Below are 15247 nucleotides of genomic sequence, written 5' to 3'. Positions count from 1 at the left end.
GATCATCTCAAGGAGATAAGACCATGTTTGCACAGATGTTTAATGCGGCAGTAGAGCAAAGCAAGACCTTATTTGAACCAGCGCTACAGGCCAATCAGATAGCGACCAGTCAGATGCAGAAACTTGGGCAGAAGCAACTCAGCCTGATTAATGACTATTCCACAATGGGCCTGCAGCAGTTAGAAAAAGCGTCAAAAGTAACATCATTGGATGATTTACAGGGCATGGCAGATGAACAACTAAAAGCCAGCCAGACAGCGTCTGAAAAGTTGCTTAAAGATTCAATGCAGATGGTTGAGCTGGGGGTAGCGTTTTCAAGTGAGTGGCAGCAGCTTTTCGCCGAAAAAGCTCAATCATTTAATGCGCAACAAGTAGCGGAGCCGAAAAGCGGAAAAGCGAAATAACGAAATAACGAACAATTAGCTTTCTATGAATACGTATTACGCCAGCCTTTAGTGCTGGCGTTTTTATTTGTGCCAGTGTTTCGATTCGTGCCACAATGCTTTTCAACTGGTCGGAGCTTTGGTTGGAATGTCAAAGTTATGCCAATCATTTTTAATCTAAATCAAAAATCGTGAAAATCAAAAGTAGCCATGTCGAACTCCGAACAAACTGCCTCTCAAACCAATATCAGCATTACTGCAAAAGATGATCAGGTTCTAGCCGCCACTCTGTTTACTCCAAAATTGGCCAATGGTATTTGCATTCAAATCAATTCTGCCATGGCTGTCACCCGGGGTTTTTATCGAACTTTTGCACAATATCTGGCTGAACAGGGCTTTACCGTGGTGACTTACGATTACCGAGGTATTGGCGACAGTTATTGTAAAAACTGGCGCAACATTACCTTGTGGCAATGGGGAGAGCTGGATTACCCAGCGATTACTGATTGGCTGTCAGCCAATTATCCCGATCACAGAATGATTGCCCTTGGGCATTCGCTTGGTGGTCAGTTACAGGGATTGTCATCGAACAACCATCAATTTATGGCATCGTTAAATGTGGCTTCAGGCGTAGGCTTCTGGAAACATTTTCCGAGACGGTTTCAACCGAAAATGTTATTTGCCTGGTATTGTCTGGTACCTATATTAACCCGTGTACTGGGTTATATGCCGGGTATTTTATTGGGCGGAAAAAGCCATATTCCCGGACAAGTTGCCAGACAATGGGGTAAATGGTGTACCTACCCTGATTATTTTTGTGATGAAAAGGGACGGCCATTAAAAGGCCATTTTCATCAGCAGAAAAAAATACGCTTTATCATTATGAGTGATGATCACGATTTAGCTCCTGAAACTGCCGTTGAAGGGCTGATTAAGCATTATCAAAATGGTCAAACGGAAATTGAACGCTGTGTTTATCAACCGGAAGATTTTAACGTAAATAAAATAGGCCACTTTGGATTTTTTTCATCGAAAGCACCCAAAGCATTGTGGCAAAAAACGGTGGACTGGATGAAAGCGCTGTAGCTGGAATGGTTATGATTGTTTTTGATGATTAACGAGGACCATTAGCCACATATCGAGCAAGTAAAACAACCAGCAGTAAACACAATAAAAAACAAACAATGAGTCCGGTTAAGGTGGCTAACTTAAGTGCGGCAAGAGCAAAAGGAACACCTAACACGAAAATTGCCGTCGCAATGATTGCGAGCAATACATAGGGATGTCCAAAATTCCAGGTCCAACCGATTGAGAATTTATTTTTAACCAATAATCGAGGGTCTTGTGGGCATTTATAGATGACTCCGAAATACCAGTGACGGTTATTTTTTCTTAACTTTTCCGCATCATCGTGTGTCAATTTATCGCCTTATAATCATCTATAGCGCTATTGACCACCCACATAATGGTTAAGATAAATACGACAACCATAATTATACCCACCACGATGTATTCGGCGGCGTTGCCTTTTTCAAAATCCTGCTGACGTTTGGAATCACTTTGTACGCCGAACATGGCGGCGATCACGCTTTGTAACACCGAAAAAAAGCCCGGTTTATTGTCTGAGTTATCGTTATTGTCAGATTGGTTATTTAATTGATCATCTTGCTGATTATCGGCCATATATTGTGTTTATCGATTGGAAGGGTGTTGGCCTGCAGTATAGCGAAAAATGCTTAACAGAAAAATCATCGAGCCAAAGACTAATGAAAAATTTGAAAACTATCATGTAAAACTATATCCAGAAATAGAATGGGTTAGCGTGGAGGCGTTTAATGTCGTGGGGCTTTTAAAGAGAGCTATTTATTAAATAGAGAGGTTTTTATAGAGAGTCGTGAGATTGCCTATTGGTAAACTAATCCGTAAAGACCCTGCTAGTGAAACAATTCAATAATATCCTGAAAGTGCAGCGAGCCCAGTTTGTGTTGTTTAACAACTTTCTCAAACCAGCTGAGCTTTTTCTTTTCCAGTAACTCGGCTTTCTGTTCTTCCGTTAGCACCAGTTCATCGGTACCGTCACTGGCATGGGCTTTGTCTTTTTTGAGCTCATTGAGGCATTGCTTGGGATCTTTTTCTTCGAGTGGTTGCTTGGCAGCATCCAGCGCCGAATCTGCATAAATTGATGCTGATAGCGAAAGGGTCGCAATCAGGAAAGTGGCTTTCAGTGCGGATTTTAAGCTTTTCATGCGCTGCCTACTTTTTAATCAATTTAACGTGATTTAAGTGTAACCAATAATGAATAAAAAATCGACCTAATTTACATAATATTCTAGTAATTTTTAACGCTTGGAAAACCTTGGGTAACTCCTTGATTTTCAAAGGCTTTCATTAGGTTTAGAGAGAGTTCAATGGCCTGTGCTGGGTTCAATCTGGGATCCACCAGCGAGGTATAACCGGTCTTCAGGTCTTTTTCCTGTATGGCGCAATGGCCACCAACACACTCGGTAACCATCTCTCCGGTTAGCTCAAGATGGACGCCTCCCAACACCGATGCGTGTTGTTGATGCAGTGACACCGTTTGTTGCAGCTCGGACGATATGTGACTGAAATGGCGGGTTTTTATGCCATTTTGAGCAATTTGAGTATTGCCATGCATGGGATCACAACACCAGGTTACCGCGTAATCCTGTCGTTGCATTAATTTAATCAATTCGGGCAGTTTTTTGGCCACCTGTTGATGACCGAGACGGGTGATCAGAGTGATTTTGCCGGGTGCATTGATTGGGTTGAGCTGTTCGATAATGCCGCAAAGCCAGCGCTCGGTCATGCGCGGGCCTATTTTTATCGCAATGGGGTTTTCAATGCCGCGTAAATACTCGATATGGGCCGAGTCGGGTTTGGCAGTACGCATACCAACCCAGGGCATATGGGTGGAAAGATTAAACCATTGTTGATCTATGTTGCGGGTAAGCGCCTGTTCGTAGTGCAGATGTAATGCTTCATGGCAGGTATAAAATTCCTGCAACGGTTGCCAATGAGATGGCGACAACTGATGCATCAATTGAAACGATTTTTGCACCTTATTCAGTGTTTCTGCAAAGGCTGAAGGCTGTTCGCCCAGAATTTGACGGCTGTCCCACTGCTGCGCCTGACACAGCTTTTGAAACACCTCCGGACTGGTGGTGCGAATAAAATTAAGGGTTAAAGACGCCAAACTGTAGCCTTTGAGCAAACGTGAAGGATCGGGTTGACGTTTTACCGCACAAAATTCGGCGCTGTTGATTAGATCGCCCCGATAACTGGGCAGGCTGGTGCCATCTATGGTTTCGGTATGCGCTGATCGAGGCTTGGCGTATTGTCCGGCCATTCGACCTACTCTAACCACCGGCCGGCCGAGTCCGTACATCAGCAGTAAGCTCATTTGTTGCATCAGTTGCAGTTTTCGGCTGATTGATGCCTGGTGGCAGTCAGCAAAGGATTCGGCACAGTCGCCGCCCTGCAATAAGAACACCTCTCCTTTGGCAGCCTGAGCCGTGAGCTGCCGGAGTTTTTGTACTTCCTGAGCACTTACCAGTGGCGGTAGCTCGCTGAGCTCGGAAATAACATCGTCCAGCTCGGCCTGATTGGAATACTCGGCCTGCTGTTCAATGGTTTTAGTTTGCCAGGATGTTGGAGTCCACATGGGTATAGGTGCAATAAGTAACCTTGATCATTAGTGAGCCGATCTTAACGCTGAGGCCGGTAAAAGCACAGCATTTCTCGATTTATTCGCATGTTTATAAGATTAAACGCGATAAAAATCAGAAATATCTTCAATTTCGACAATGGCCACCAGTTGCTGGATCTTTTGTTCAAAGTCTTTCGCTCGCATAGAGGAGTTATGCCGTATTTCTCTTAACTCTTCGCTAAATTCTTCCAGTTTTATGTAAGGCGGTGGCAAAAAGTGTGCGTGCAAAATGCGGTAGTTAGGATTTTTACGACTCAGTAAAATAAATCGGGCAACTTCGCGCGTGTCTTTCATGGCACTTTCTTGGGTTACTTCAAGACTAAGGCCTTCGTTTTCATCGCCGGAAAACTTAGCAAACAGTCGAGTGGTGTAGGCTTCTGATAACTGGCTTCGCCGATTCAGTTTGCCGCGCAAAACTTCGGCAAAAAACTCGTTTAAATTAAGCGGCTCAAAATCAAACCCCTGTTCCTGCTTAAAGCGCCATAATAGCGGGTTGGCATTTTCTGTGGCCGCAGCACTGTCAATGGCGTAAAGACCACCGGGGAAACGGGTTAAAAATAACGGGATCCCATGCAAATATGAGCTGATCATATTTTCCAGCATGGAGGCCATGGTGGTGGACTCCAGTTCTTCGGCGCACTCTTTGAGTTTTGATTGGTTGGTTTTAATCAGTTTAGTGAAGAAGAGTTCGCCATGATGGTTTTTAATATTAAAGTCGCGTTTCAAACTGATGGATTGTTGATGCGAATGGCGTTGTGTAATGCGATAGGATAAGTTTTTTAAGCTTGCGGTTTTTTTTGCCAGCTTTTGCATTTCCGGAAGTGTCACGGTTATTAACTTATTCAGTTCTAATGTGGTTGGAATGTAAGACGTTTGTTGCAGTTGAATGCGCATACCCGAGGGTGAAAAGTCGAGCGTTTTGCCTTTGAAACTTTGGTTGTCAACATTGATCACCGCTTCGGTGGAATAAAGATAACGTGGTTCTTTACGCGCTGGTCGATACCCTAACTGCCAAACCTTTTGACGCGAATCGTCGAGTTTAAATTCCGACAGGGCTTCAAGTTGCTTATCGTCACTGGTTAACCGGCTTTCTGGATTGAGCTTTTGTTCCACGATAGAAAAGTAAGCGATGTGCGTCATGCTTTGCCAATGTTGATTGATTTTATCCACTCGTACCGGCGCAATTTCATTCAATGGTTCAAGGTAACTGGACATCTGGTTTAAATCGTAAGCGCTCACTGGTTGCAGTGTTATCTGAATGCGCGCAATCATATGACTCTGGCTGCCAGCTTTTAAAAATTGATCGATCAGTTCCTGTTTGATCAATTGCTCACGTTCCGCACAATAAATGCTGTGGCGTTTGTTATCTTTAATCACCATGGTTTCCAGCAATAGATGCGTTTGTTGTTTTGTCTTACCGATAAGTTCTGGCAGAGCTGCCGCCATTGAAGAGATCAGCGGACTTTTTAAGGCATTTTTTTCTTCGGCACGGGTAACGGTATATAAACATTGAGTATCGCCATTATTAATGTGCAATAAGCAGGCGGTGATGGGTGCTGCCGCTGTGTATATTCGCTCGAATGCGCGGGCATAGAGTGACAATAGCTTGTCTTCCATTTCTATTTTATAACGCGAGCGATAACTCTTGATAAATTCAACAATAAACTGATTAAAGGATTCATTTTCTGATTGATCAACACGCAACAAACGCAGTTGAACCCGATCATGATGATCTTTCTCCTGGGCAATTAACTGGTATTCTATTTTGCCGAAGGATTTATTGTGTTGCTCTTCGAGTGCGGTAAACACTATTTGAATGGGTGACTTTTTAGCTAAGGGTTCGATGTTTGAGAATAGGCTGACTTTAATTCCGGTTAAGGACACATCGGTGGTTTTGCCGGTGACTTCACGGCCATCGTTTAAAAAAGCGCGAATGCTGCTGGTGTAATTAAGCCGATTTTCTTTGCGTTGACTGCGATAACCAAAAGGGATCAGTTGAATTTCGTGCTTTTCTTCATCTTCGTCAGTCGTATCTGATTTCCGATCCTGTGTTGTATCACTCGCTTTTGTATTGTCTGTTTGCTCCGCCTGTTGTTCTTTACTCATAAACAGCGGATCTTTAACGTCATTGGCGTGTTGCTGTTGTTTTAATGCCGCAATTTGTTGTTGTCGGCGTTGCTCGGCCCGACGCTGTTGCTGTTCTTTCTCGTGCTGGGCTTTGTGGGTATGTTCCGCCGACATAACTTTTTCGAACACACCAACGGTGTATTTGCCATCATACCGGGCCGCTTCTGTTTCAAAAATCTCAATGCACTTTTCATCCAGATGATGAACGATGGACTGAAATTCATAGGCTTCGCATTCATCGTCGACCTTGCCACGCATATCGATGGCGATATTACAGGGGGTGGCGAGCCGACGTTGCTCCATGCGTTCCAAAAACTTGGCGGTATCGGAACCTGCCTGAACATCTTCTTCAATAAGCTGTTTGCCATGACGGCCGACACTCTTATAATGCGCTATGACCAATTTGTCGTTTTCTTCAGACAAGGTTGTGTCCTGTGTAATTGGAATCCGGATTCTATCAACAATTGTAGTGCAAATTTCAGATAATTCAGTACCTTATCGTATTTATTAAGTAGAGATTGATGGCTAAAAGTAAAATTCAGTTCGTTTGCAATGCTTGTGGCGCAGCTCAGCCAAAGTGGGCCGGGCAGTGTAATGACTGTGGTGAATGGAACACCCTCGTGGAGCAGGCACAGGTTGCCAAGTCATCCCGTTCAGAGCGATTTTCTGGCTACGCCGGTGAGCAGACGCGAGTGCATACCATGGCCGAAGTGGACTTGCAGGAAGTACCCAGAGTGGGTACCCAACTGACCGAGCTTGACAGGGTATTGGGCGGCGGGCTGGTGCCCGGCTCGGTGATTTTAATTGGTGGTGATCCGGGCATTGGTAAATCCACCATCTTACTGCAGGCCATGTGCCTGTTAAGTCAGCAGCAGAAAACTCTTTATGTAACAGGGGAAGAGTCGTTGCAACAGGTCACCATGCGGGCCCAGAGACTAGGGTTGAATGGCGATGCTTTAAAACTGTTGACGGAAACACAGGTGGAGTCGATTTTAGCGCAGGCAAAAATCGAACAGCCGAAAATAATGGTGGTGGATTCGATTCAAACCATTTACACCGAGCAGTTGCAGTCGGCACCGGGTGGTGTGGCGCAGGTTCGAGAAAGCGCGGCGGTACTGGTGCGTTACGCCAAACAGCACAATGTGGCGCTGTTTATGGTGGGGCATGTGACCAAAGATGGCGCACTTGCCGGCCCGCGGGTACTTGAGCATATGGTGGATGCGGTGTTGTATTTTGAAGGCGAGCGCGACGGTCGTTACCGAATACTTCGAGCGGTAAAAAACCGCTTTGGTGCGGTGAACGAGCTGGGTGTGTTTGCCATGACCGAAGCCGGATTAAAAGAAGTTAAAAACCCATCGGCTATCTTTTTATCCCGCTTTGAACAGCGTGTTTCTGGCAGTGTGGTAATGGTGACCTGGGAAGGTTCCCGGCCAATTCTGGTGGAAGTGCAGGCGCTGGTGGATGAAACCCACCTTGGTAATCCGCGGCGAGTGACCGTTGGTCTGGATCAAAACCGGTTGGCAATGTTATTGGCAGTATTAAGCCGCCATGGCGGCATTGCCACTTATGATCAGGATGTATTTGTTAATGTGGTGGGCGGCGTTCGGGTGATGGAAACCAGTGCCGATCTTGCACTGGTCAGTGCGGTGATTTCAAGCCTGAAAAACCGTCCTTTGGAGCAGGATTTAATCGTATTTGGCGAAGTGGGCCTGGCCGGCGAAATTCGCCCGGTACCGAATGGGCAGGAACGACTCAAGGAAGCAGAAAAGCACGGATTCAAACGAGCGATAATCCCTCATGGTAACTTACCGAAAACACCCGTAGATGGCATGGAGTTGATAGGGGTTAAGCGTCTCGAAGAAGCCCTGCAATACCTGAGTTAATCATGTGATTGTTGGGGGCTTGGTTAATCGAATCTATAAGTAAATCCAGTCATAACGCGTTTTAACGTGTTCGATTTATAAGGCAATATAAGCGTAAAAATTTTGGTTTGATCTTACAGTGCCAATTTAAATAGCACTAGGTAAACAGGTGGTATAGTTTTTTCATAGATGTTTTTTTTGGTTTTAGAGTGACTCAATTAAGCTCAAAATCATTCATACCGCACACATCCACTGGCATGGACGCCAGTGGAAGTTATTGTCAGCCATGGAAGGCTGTCAATAACGGTGTGTTGACAGGTATGAGTGATTTTGAGGAACCCGCAGGGCTTAATTGTTGGAGCGTAGGGCCTTTTGCCTTCTTTTCGGCTCTTGGAAAAGAAGGTCGCCGAAAAAGGCGAAACAGAGACAATGATAGAAACGTAGATGTTAATCTGTTTTTGAATTCATGGTTTTAAAATATCGACTGACCTCTTAAGTTGTGTTCTTTTCATATTGCTGCCAGATCGAATAATACTTCATGCATATAAGGAATAAATAATTTATAAAAGTACCTCAGGGATTGAGTAAGGCGGCAAATTCGCGTTTTAAAAGCTGGCTGTCGCCGGTATTCAATTCGATCATGCGCCGTAAATGACTGATGCTGTCGAGATCAATGTCGGTGCATTCCAGCCCGACATTTTGTTGCTCATGGTGGCTAACGGTGACCGTCATATTGATGCTGTGATCTTTATCACCCAGGTGAAACGTGAGCTGTCCGGTCTGATTTATTAAACTGCTTTCAGCCATTTTTGAGTCGGATAAATTCACCAGCGCGCCATGCAGCGACAGATCAATGATTTCACACACTAACGATTGATCAGCCAGTGTTAAGTGAGCCTGCCTGTCAAAATTAATGCGTTGAAACTGCCGTCGATCACTTGTTAAGTCCATGGGCTGTATTCCGGTTGGTAGGCCTGTCATAACTGTAGCAAAAGTTAATCCATTCTGCATACTAAACTCAGGGTGTGAAACTGACTGAAAAACCGTTAGGCTATAATCAGAGCCTGCAGGCAAACATTGTCTGTTTCAAAAACTTGTCTTGTCTGGGGCAGTGCTTCGCTCGACGGATGATAGTTAAGAGTTTGGCTTTAATAAAGCTTGGCTAAATACAAAACCTATTGTTTACTGCATCATCTGGGTATTGGCTTAAAACAAAAAAGAGGACGGTTAATGGGACTGGAAATTGATCAGGAAAATTTTACCGAGCATGACTTTGCCGAGTTTTCCGAGCGACTCTATCAATCACTGGATGTGTTAAAAACACAAATTAAATCACCGGGTTTTGGTCAGGGTGCAAAAAAAATTGGCGCCGAGCTGGAAAACTACATCATAGATGCAAAGGGTCACGTTTTACCAATTAACACCCAGCTAATCGATCATACCAAGGTCGAAAACTATACGGTGGAGCTGAACAAATTTAATTTAGAAATTAATTACGATCCGGTTCCGTTAGCGGCCAATGCTTTCAGTCAACTTCAAGCGCAGATGGATGGTTATATGTCGCGGCTGCGTCAAAGTGCCGAAGCCTTTGATGCACGAATTATCCCCATTGGTATTCTGCCGACCTTAATGCATCAGGATTTATCGCATCAATCAATGACCGATCTACCCCGTTACCGATCCTTATCCGAACAGTTATTTAAAATGCGCGGTGAACATTTTAAAGTGCATATTCGGGGAGACGAAGAGCTGTTTCTTACCAGTGAACATGTTGCTTTGGAGGGTGCCAATACTTCGTTTCAATTTCACTTGATGGTTGAGCACGAGGACTTTGCCGACGTATTTAATGCGATTCAGCTGACCTCCTGTTTAGCCGTTGCGGTGTCGGCCAACTCACCTATTTTATTGCAAAAAAAATTATGGGACGAAACACGCATTGCGTTATTTAAACAGTCGATTGACAGTCGTTCACGCAATACCGTCGACTGGCGAGAGCCATCTCGGGTGACCTTTGGCCATGGCTGGGTACGCGACGACGCCTGGGAGTTGTTTGCGGAAACCGTAGCGTTATTTCCACCTATTTTTCCCATTTTATCGGACGAAAATCCGGAATCGATTTTCGCCGCCGGAAAAACACCAAAACATGAAGAACTGGCGTTGCATCTGGGAACAACCTGGCCATGGAACCGACCTGTGTATTGCGACAGCCAGGGCGGGCATGTACGAATTGAAATGCGTGCGTTAGCAGCAGGGCCTACCCATATTGATATGTGCGCGAATGCGGCCTTTGCCACAGGACTTGCCATAGGTTTAAAAGATTCCATTCGGGACTTTATGGCCGTAATGCCGTTTCGATTTGCGGAATATAATTTTTATCGCGCAGCACAACATGGGCTGGATGCTTCCATTGTCTGGACCGATCCTAAAAAACATCAGGCAAAAGAAATGGCAATCATGGATGTGTTATGGGCCATGATGCCGGTGGCGGAACGCGGTTTGCTGCAGTTGGGTATTGCACCTGACGAAGTCAAAAAATATTTGTCGATAATCACGGAGCGACTCGAAAATAAAATGACAGGCGCGCGTTGGCAAAAGCAGATGGTGGATGTTTTTTCTGAACACAACGATCGCGAACAAGCCTGCCGTTCGATGCTGGAGCATTACATACGACAACAAGCAACGGAAGTTCCGGTGGGAAGCTGGTCCGTTAAAAAATAATGTTTGAATAAAACCGTTCTGGTCAATGAATACAGTGCTGGTCAATAAATAAAAGTAACCGTTTAATAACGAACGAGGTGTCATGTTAAATATCATTCAAGCCGATGATCTGGATTTACCCGAAACCTTGCACAGTTGGCTGTTTGAGATGCCCAGAGCCACCGTGGTTGAAGTTAAGGGTAAGGATTCTTCCCGTTGTCGGGTGGTGAGTGCGTTGGTTCATGGTAACGAGCCTTCGGGTTTGATCGCCGCTTATGAATATTTAAAAAATGCATTAACAGAACAGGCTCCGGCGACCAATGTCGCTTTGATTATTTCGTCGGTTCGGGCAGCACGACAGGAACCTATGTTTACTCATAGGTTTATGCCCGGTGAATTTGATTTGAACCGTCGTTTTGGATTAACCAATACCCACGACAGGGTCAGTGAGCTGGCGCAAAATATTACCGGTTACATTCGTGATCGAAAACCTGAAGCGGTGATTGATTTGCACAATACGTCAGGCAGTAGTCCTTCGTTTGCTGTGGCGGTGAGTGATCAATCGTCGATTAAAAAAATTGCCGGCTTGTTTACATCAAAACTGATCATCACACACCTGAGTGTGGGCGCACTGATGGAACAAAATTTTAATTGCCCGGTGGTAACCATTGAGTGCGGCGGTGCCAAAGAATCAGAATCACATCAATTGGCCATCCATGGACTGAAAGCCTTTGTCGAGTGTCCGGATTTAACGGCTCTGGCGGATGATAAATTGCAGGTTTTTGTTCAGCCGATTCGGGTAACCGCGCGAGAAGGAGTGTCACTCTGTTACGGTGACAGTGCCGAGCCGGATGTGGGCATTACATTGCTGACGCGTATTGAACAATTAAACCAGCACCCCATTGAACCCGGCACCTGCCTTGGTTGGCTGCACCCTAAAATGACCGACAGTTTACAGGCGATGAATGATAAGGGCATTAATGTGATTAACGATATGTTTGAGCGCGACGACAACAATCGTCTGTTGGCAAAAAGCCGGTTGCAACTGTTTATGGCCACATCGCGGGCGGATATTGCTTTAAGCGATTGTCTGTTTTACGCCGTCCCCGTTACTTGAGCCGGTGTTTTTCTAGATTTTCCTATCTGAGCCTTCTACCAAAATTTCATTCCTAAACTCGCCTATTTTTGACTGCCGTTTGGCTGATGGTTTCTCATTGCTGCAATATTCGATAAAATAGATAGCCATAATATAAATTATCGAATATAAAAATGAATCTACCCAGTATCAAACAGTTGCAATACCTGTTGGCGGTGCATAAAGAGCAAAACTTCAATCGCGCAGCCGAGGCCTGTCATATCAGTCAGTCGACCCTGTCGGTGGCCATCAATAATCTGGAAGAGTTGGTGGGGCAGCAATTGATCGAACGTGATAACCGCAAGCTGATGTTTACTGCCATGGGCGAGTTGGTGGTTGAGCAGGCGCGAATGATCATCGATCAATCCATCAACATGATTAAGTTGATTGAAGCAGACGGTGATGTCATGGCGGGCGATGTTCGACTGGGCTGTATTCCCACCATTGCACCTTTCTTACTGCCGCGTCTGGCAAAAGCCAGCCGACAGGAATACCCCCGTTTACGACTTCGTCTCGTTGAAGATACTACAGCCCAATTAATGTCACAGCTGGAAAAAGGCGAGATAGATGTGGCGATTTTGGCATTACCAATTGATACCGGCTCCTTCCATGTGATGAACGTGGGCAAAGATCGCTTTAAGCTGGTGGCCCACAACAAGCTGAAAAAAGATCTGGAAAAGTTAAAAGATTTTACACAGGTGCCCGACGGCAGCCTGATGCTGCTGGAAAAAGAGCATTGTTTAAGAGGCCATGCGCTGGAGGCCTGTCGCTTATCGAAAACAGAAAAAATTCACCCGTTTGAAGCCACCAGTCTGACGACACTGGTAACCATGCTGGAAGACGGTGAAGGTTTAAGTTTTTTACCGGATATGGCAATAGAAGCCGGCTTGCTTAAAAACACCCATTTGATTGCGCTGGATATGCCGTTTGAAAACGCTGAGCGTCAAATAGGCTTTATCTGGCGCAAAACCAGTTTCCGTGCACAGTGTTATCGTAATATCGGGTTACTGGCTGAAAAGCTGTTAACGCTAAAATGAATGTTCAGTCGACAGCATTCGGTAATCGATACAACATTCGATAAAACGCATAAATAGAAATCTTAAATAGAAATCTTAAATAGAAATCGTGTATAGAAACTGTAAGTAAAAATTATAATTAGACAGTTAATTTAAAAGTTAAAAATGCTTTAAGTTAACCACTGGAGAGAATATGAGAGTAATAGTGGCGCTGTTAGGTGGTGCAATTGCGGTGGTGTTAATCACCATGATTGCCCTTGGAATATACGCAATGTTCCCCAACAGTGATGATTTGATACCAGTCACTCCAATTGTACTGGACGATGTGATTTTAGAAGGCGACTACAAACTGGAAGGATTGCAGTGTGAATGCAAGTCCGAGAAATTGGAGTATGAACGACAAATTACCGAAAGCGGCCTTGGTTGCAAAGCTTCTGTTCTGTCACTAAAACAACGTCAAGAATTGCCCGTTTGCCAGTTTAAACAAACCACCGCTCAATAAGTTGAGTGGTGGATAAAAAATTCAGTTATTCGTTATTAAGGAGTGAGTAATGGAAGTGGGTATCGTTTTAATTTTTCTTATCGCACTGATCTGGTTATTGCCTTTTTTAATTGTGATTACCTCCAGCAAAGTATCTGGCACCGAAAAGCTGGCCTGGTTACTGGCGATGATTTTTATATCCTGGTTTGCATGGATTTTTTATGCACTACTGGCACCGATAAAAGAGAATCGTTACGAGCCTTAAACTGAAAATAAAGACAGCCGGATTGTAAAACCTGGCCGAGTCGAATGTTGTTATCGTCGGAAAGTTGTTAAGTCAGTATGAAAGTATATATCAAGATTTGGTCACTTAAGTTCCTGTAAATCTGAATCAACACATTGGTGACTTAAGTCTCAAAGAGATTTTTCAGGAGTTTGACTTATCTGAAGCTGGCGTTTCTTATGTTGTGGCGGCAATGAAGAAGCTGTTTAAGCAAGACTGGGAGTGGTATAAGTTAATGGCTCAAGCTTTGCGAGCTTTAAACTATGTATAACCGACCCTCTGCTTCTTATGAATTCAAAGCCAAATCAATTACTTAATGGTGTTACAGTTTTACCAATTCATTGTCCGAAAGGAGAGTTAACTGTTGGTCAAAAAACTTGTAACATGCTGGGGAAACTATGTTAGTTACTATTTTGCTTTTTGTTAGCTTATTAAATATGCCTATTGAAAAAAGTATGTATACGGGAAAATGGTTTTCTGAAAGTGAGTATGTAAAAATCATTGAGTATTGCGAAAATAATTTATGTGAGACTTCTGACTCAAAGTTTGATTATGGATTTTCATTGATTGTAACTAAGGTAGATATACAAAAAGGTTGGGGTCTGATTGATGAGAGTGCATTGAGTAACTTTCTACCTGCTGTGTATTTTAATGTAGAGAGGCATGTTAAGGGCTTGGATGGAAAAAAGAATAATAAAAAAGCTAGTTTCTTTGCCAAAATTGCAATTGAAATATTAGAGAAGAAAGAAATAGGTAACTATACACAAGCCGACTATCAAAATCTCGGCGTTTTTTATAGGTATGGACTTTCAGTTGATGTGGATAAAAAGAAAGCATATCAATATTTTAGTAAAAGTGCAGAAAAAGGAAGTGACACTGCAAAGTATTTTATGGTTGAAATGTTGAAGGTTGGAGAGGGGGTTGATAAAAATGAAGTGTTGGCAAGAAAGTTGTTTGATGAACTAGTGAAAAGTGATTATTTTTCTTATTAGCTATGTGAATAAATATATAAAGCGAATATACGGACTAACGCATATACGGAGTCATTGAAATATAAGGGATGGCTTTATACTATGTAGAATAATCCCGACCCACTTTTTTTCTGGTCGAAGAAAAAAAGTAAGATAAGGGGTCAGGATTATAAAGTAAGATAAGGGGTCAAGTAAGATAAGGGGTCAGAAAGTAAGATAAGGGGTCAGGATTATTGTTTTGTATTAACTCTCTGCTAAACTGTCTTTATGCCAAGGTCAGAGTAATAAGAGTAAGATAAGGGGTCAGGATTATTGTTTTGTATTAACTCTCTGCTAAACTGTCTTTATAGAGTAATAAGGGGTCAGGATTATTGTTTTATATTAACTCTCTGCTAAACTGTCTTTATGCCAAGAGCCGAACGACTAGAATATGAAGGCGCTTTCTACCACGTAATGAATCGTGGTCGGGGTCGTCAAACAATATTTCATGATGAACGTTACTTTAAAGCCTTTGTTCAAGTTTTGGAGGAGGCCAATAAGCGTTTTGACGCCGTTGTACATTGTT

At 43.8% G+C, this 15247-nt stretch carries 16 protein-coding genes; 10 read left to right on the top strand and 6 right to left on the bottom strand.

What is annotated here, in order from left to right; translation table 11 throughout:
* Positions 1–23: 23 nt before the first annotated feature.
* Positions 24–404 carry a phasin family protein gene (locus tag C8D97_RS07235; RefSeq protein ID WP_109763099.1) on the top strand — a complete coding sequence of 127 codons (381 nt, stop codon included), beginning with the start codon at positions 24–26 and terminating at the stop codon, positions 402–404.
* 189 nt (positions 405–593) lie between these two features.
* Positions 594–1469 (top strand): alpha/beta hydrolase family protein, encoded by an 876-nt coding sequence (locus C8D97_RS07230; RefSeq protein ID WP_109763098.1) that lies wholly within the window; start codon positions 594–596, stop codon positions 1467–1469.
* 28 nt (positions 1470–1497) lie between these two features.
* On the opposite strand, the gene C8D97_RS07225 is transcribed toward C8D97_RS07230, so the two are convergent.
* The 5 genes from C8D97_RS07225 to C8D97_RS07205 all read right to left on the bottom strand — a co-directional run bounded on the left by C8D97_RS07225 (position 1498) and on the right by C8D97_RS07205 (position 6660).
* Positions 1498–1803, bottom strand: a complete 306-nt coding sequence (locus C8D97_RS07225) for a DUF5808 domain-containing protein (protein WP_109763097.1) — start codon at positions 1801–1803, stop codon at positions 1498–1500.
* The gene (locus C8D97_RS07220; RefSeq protein WP_109763096.1) at positions 1800–2066 is read right to left on the bottom strand and encodes a DUF2970 domain-containing protein; all 267 of its coding nucleotides are present in this window, start codon (positions 2064–2066) and stop codon (positions 1800–1802) included. Before C8D97_RS07220 ends, C8D97_RS07225 begins: the two co-directional genes overlap by 4 nt.
* 251 nt (positions 2067–2317) lie before the next feature.
* Positions 2318–2629 (bottom strand): hypothetical protein, encoded by a 312-nt coding sequence (locus C8D97_RS07215; RefSeq protein WP_109763095.1) that lies wholly within the window; start codon positions 2627–2629, stop codon positions 2318–2320.
* An 83-nt stretch (positions 2630–2712) separates the two neighbouring features.
* Positions 2713–4065 (bottom strand): 3-deoxy-7-phosphoheptulonate synthase class II, encoded by a 1353-nt coding sequence (locus tag C8D97_RS07210; RefSeq protein ID WP_210204884.1) that lies wholly within the window; start codon positions 4063–4065, stop codon positions 2713–2715.
* 102 nt (positions 4066–4167) lie between these two features.
* A complete protein-coding gene (locus C8D97_RS07205; protein WP_109763093.1) occupies positions 4168–6660 on the bottom strand; it encodes a PilZ domain-containing protein in 2493 nt (830 codons plus the stop codon).
* 98 nt (positions 6661–6758) lie between these two features.
* Here C8D97_RS07205 and radA point away from each other — a divergent pair, with 98 nt between their 5' ends.
* Both radA and C8D97_RS18025 read left to right on the top strand, forming a co-directional pair.
* Entirely contained in the window at positions 6759–8120 is a 1362-nt protein-coding gene (gene radA / locus C8D97_RS07200; protein WP_109763092.1) for a DNA repair protein RadA, read from the top strand.
* A 188-nt stretch (positions 8121–8308) separates the two neighbouring features.
* Complete coding sequence (locus C8D97_RS18025; RefSeq protein WP_146196110.1) at positions 8309–8575, top strand: hypothetical protein; 267 nt, start codon at positions 8309–8311, stop codon at positions 8573–8575.
* Positions 8576–8672: 97 nt separating this feature from the next.
* Here C8D97_RS18025 and C8D97_RS07195 read toward each other — a convergent pair whose 3' ends face one another.
* Entirely contained in the window at positions 8673–9050 is a 378-nt protein-coding gene (locus C8D97_RS07195; RefSeq protein ID WP_170115172.1) for a PilZ domain-containing protein, read from the bottom strand.
* A 207-nt stretch (positions 9051–9257) separates the two neighbouring features.
* Here C8D97_RS07195 and C8D97_RS07190 point away from each other — a divergent pair, with 207 nt between their 5' ends.
* The 6 genes from C8D97_RS07190 (at position 9258) to C8D97_RS07165 (ending at position 14703) form a co-directional block, all read left to right on the top strand.
* Positions 9258–10817 (top strand): glutamate-cysteine ligase family protein, encoded by a 1560-nt coding sequence (locus C8D97_RS07190; RefSeq protein WP_146196108.1) that lies wholly within the window; start codon positions 9258–9260, stop codon positions 10815–10817.
* 82 nt (positions 10818–10899) lie between these two features.
* Positions 10900–11913 (top strand): M14 family metallopeptidase, encoded by a 1014-nt coding sequence (locus C8D97_RS07185; protein ID WP_109763089.1) that lies wholly within the window; start codon positions 10900–10902, stop codon positions 11911–11913.
* A gap of 152 nt (positions 11914–12065) precedes the next feature.
* Positions 12066–12968, top strand: coding sequence for a hydrogen peroxide-inducible genes activator (locus C8D97_RS07180; RefSeq protein ID WP_109763088.1), 903 nt, complete (start codon positions 12066–12068; stop codon positions 12966–12968).
* Between the two features lie 172 nt (positions 12969–13140).
* Positions 13141–13449 (top strand): hypothetical protein, encoded by a 309-nt coding sequence (locus tag C8D97_RS07175; protein ID WP_109763087.1) that lies wholly within the window; start codon positions 13141–13143, stop codon positions 13447–13449.
* Between the two features lie 49 nt (positions 13450–13498).
* Positions 13499–13693, top strand: a complete 195-nt coding sequence (locus C8D97_RS07170) for a hypothetical protein (RefSeq protein ID WP_109763086.1) — start codon at positions 13499–13501, stop codon at positions 13691–13693.
* Between the two features lie 416 nt (positions 13694–14109).
* Positions 14110–14703: a tetratricopeptide repeat protein gene (locus C8D97_RS07165; protein WP_109763365.1), complete on the top strand. Its 594-nt coding sequence runs from the start codon at positions 14110–14112 to the stop codon at positions 14701–14703.
* Positions 14704–15247 lie beyond the last annotated feature (544 nt).

Source organism: Pleionea mediterranea, from assembly GCF_003148745.1.
GTDB lineage: Bacteria > Pseudomonadota > Gammaproteobacteria > Enterobacterales > Kangiellaceae > Pleionea > Pleionea mediterranea.
This window is presented reverse-complemented; position numbering and strand designations above follow the sequence as displayed.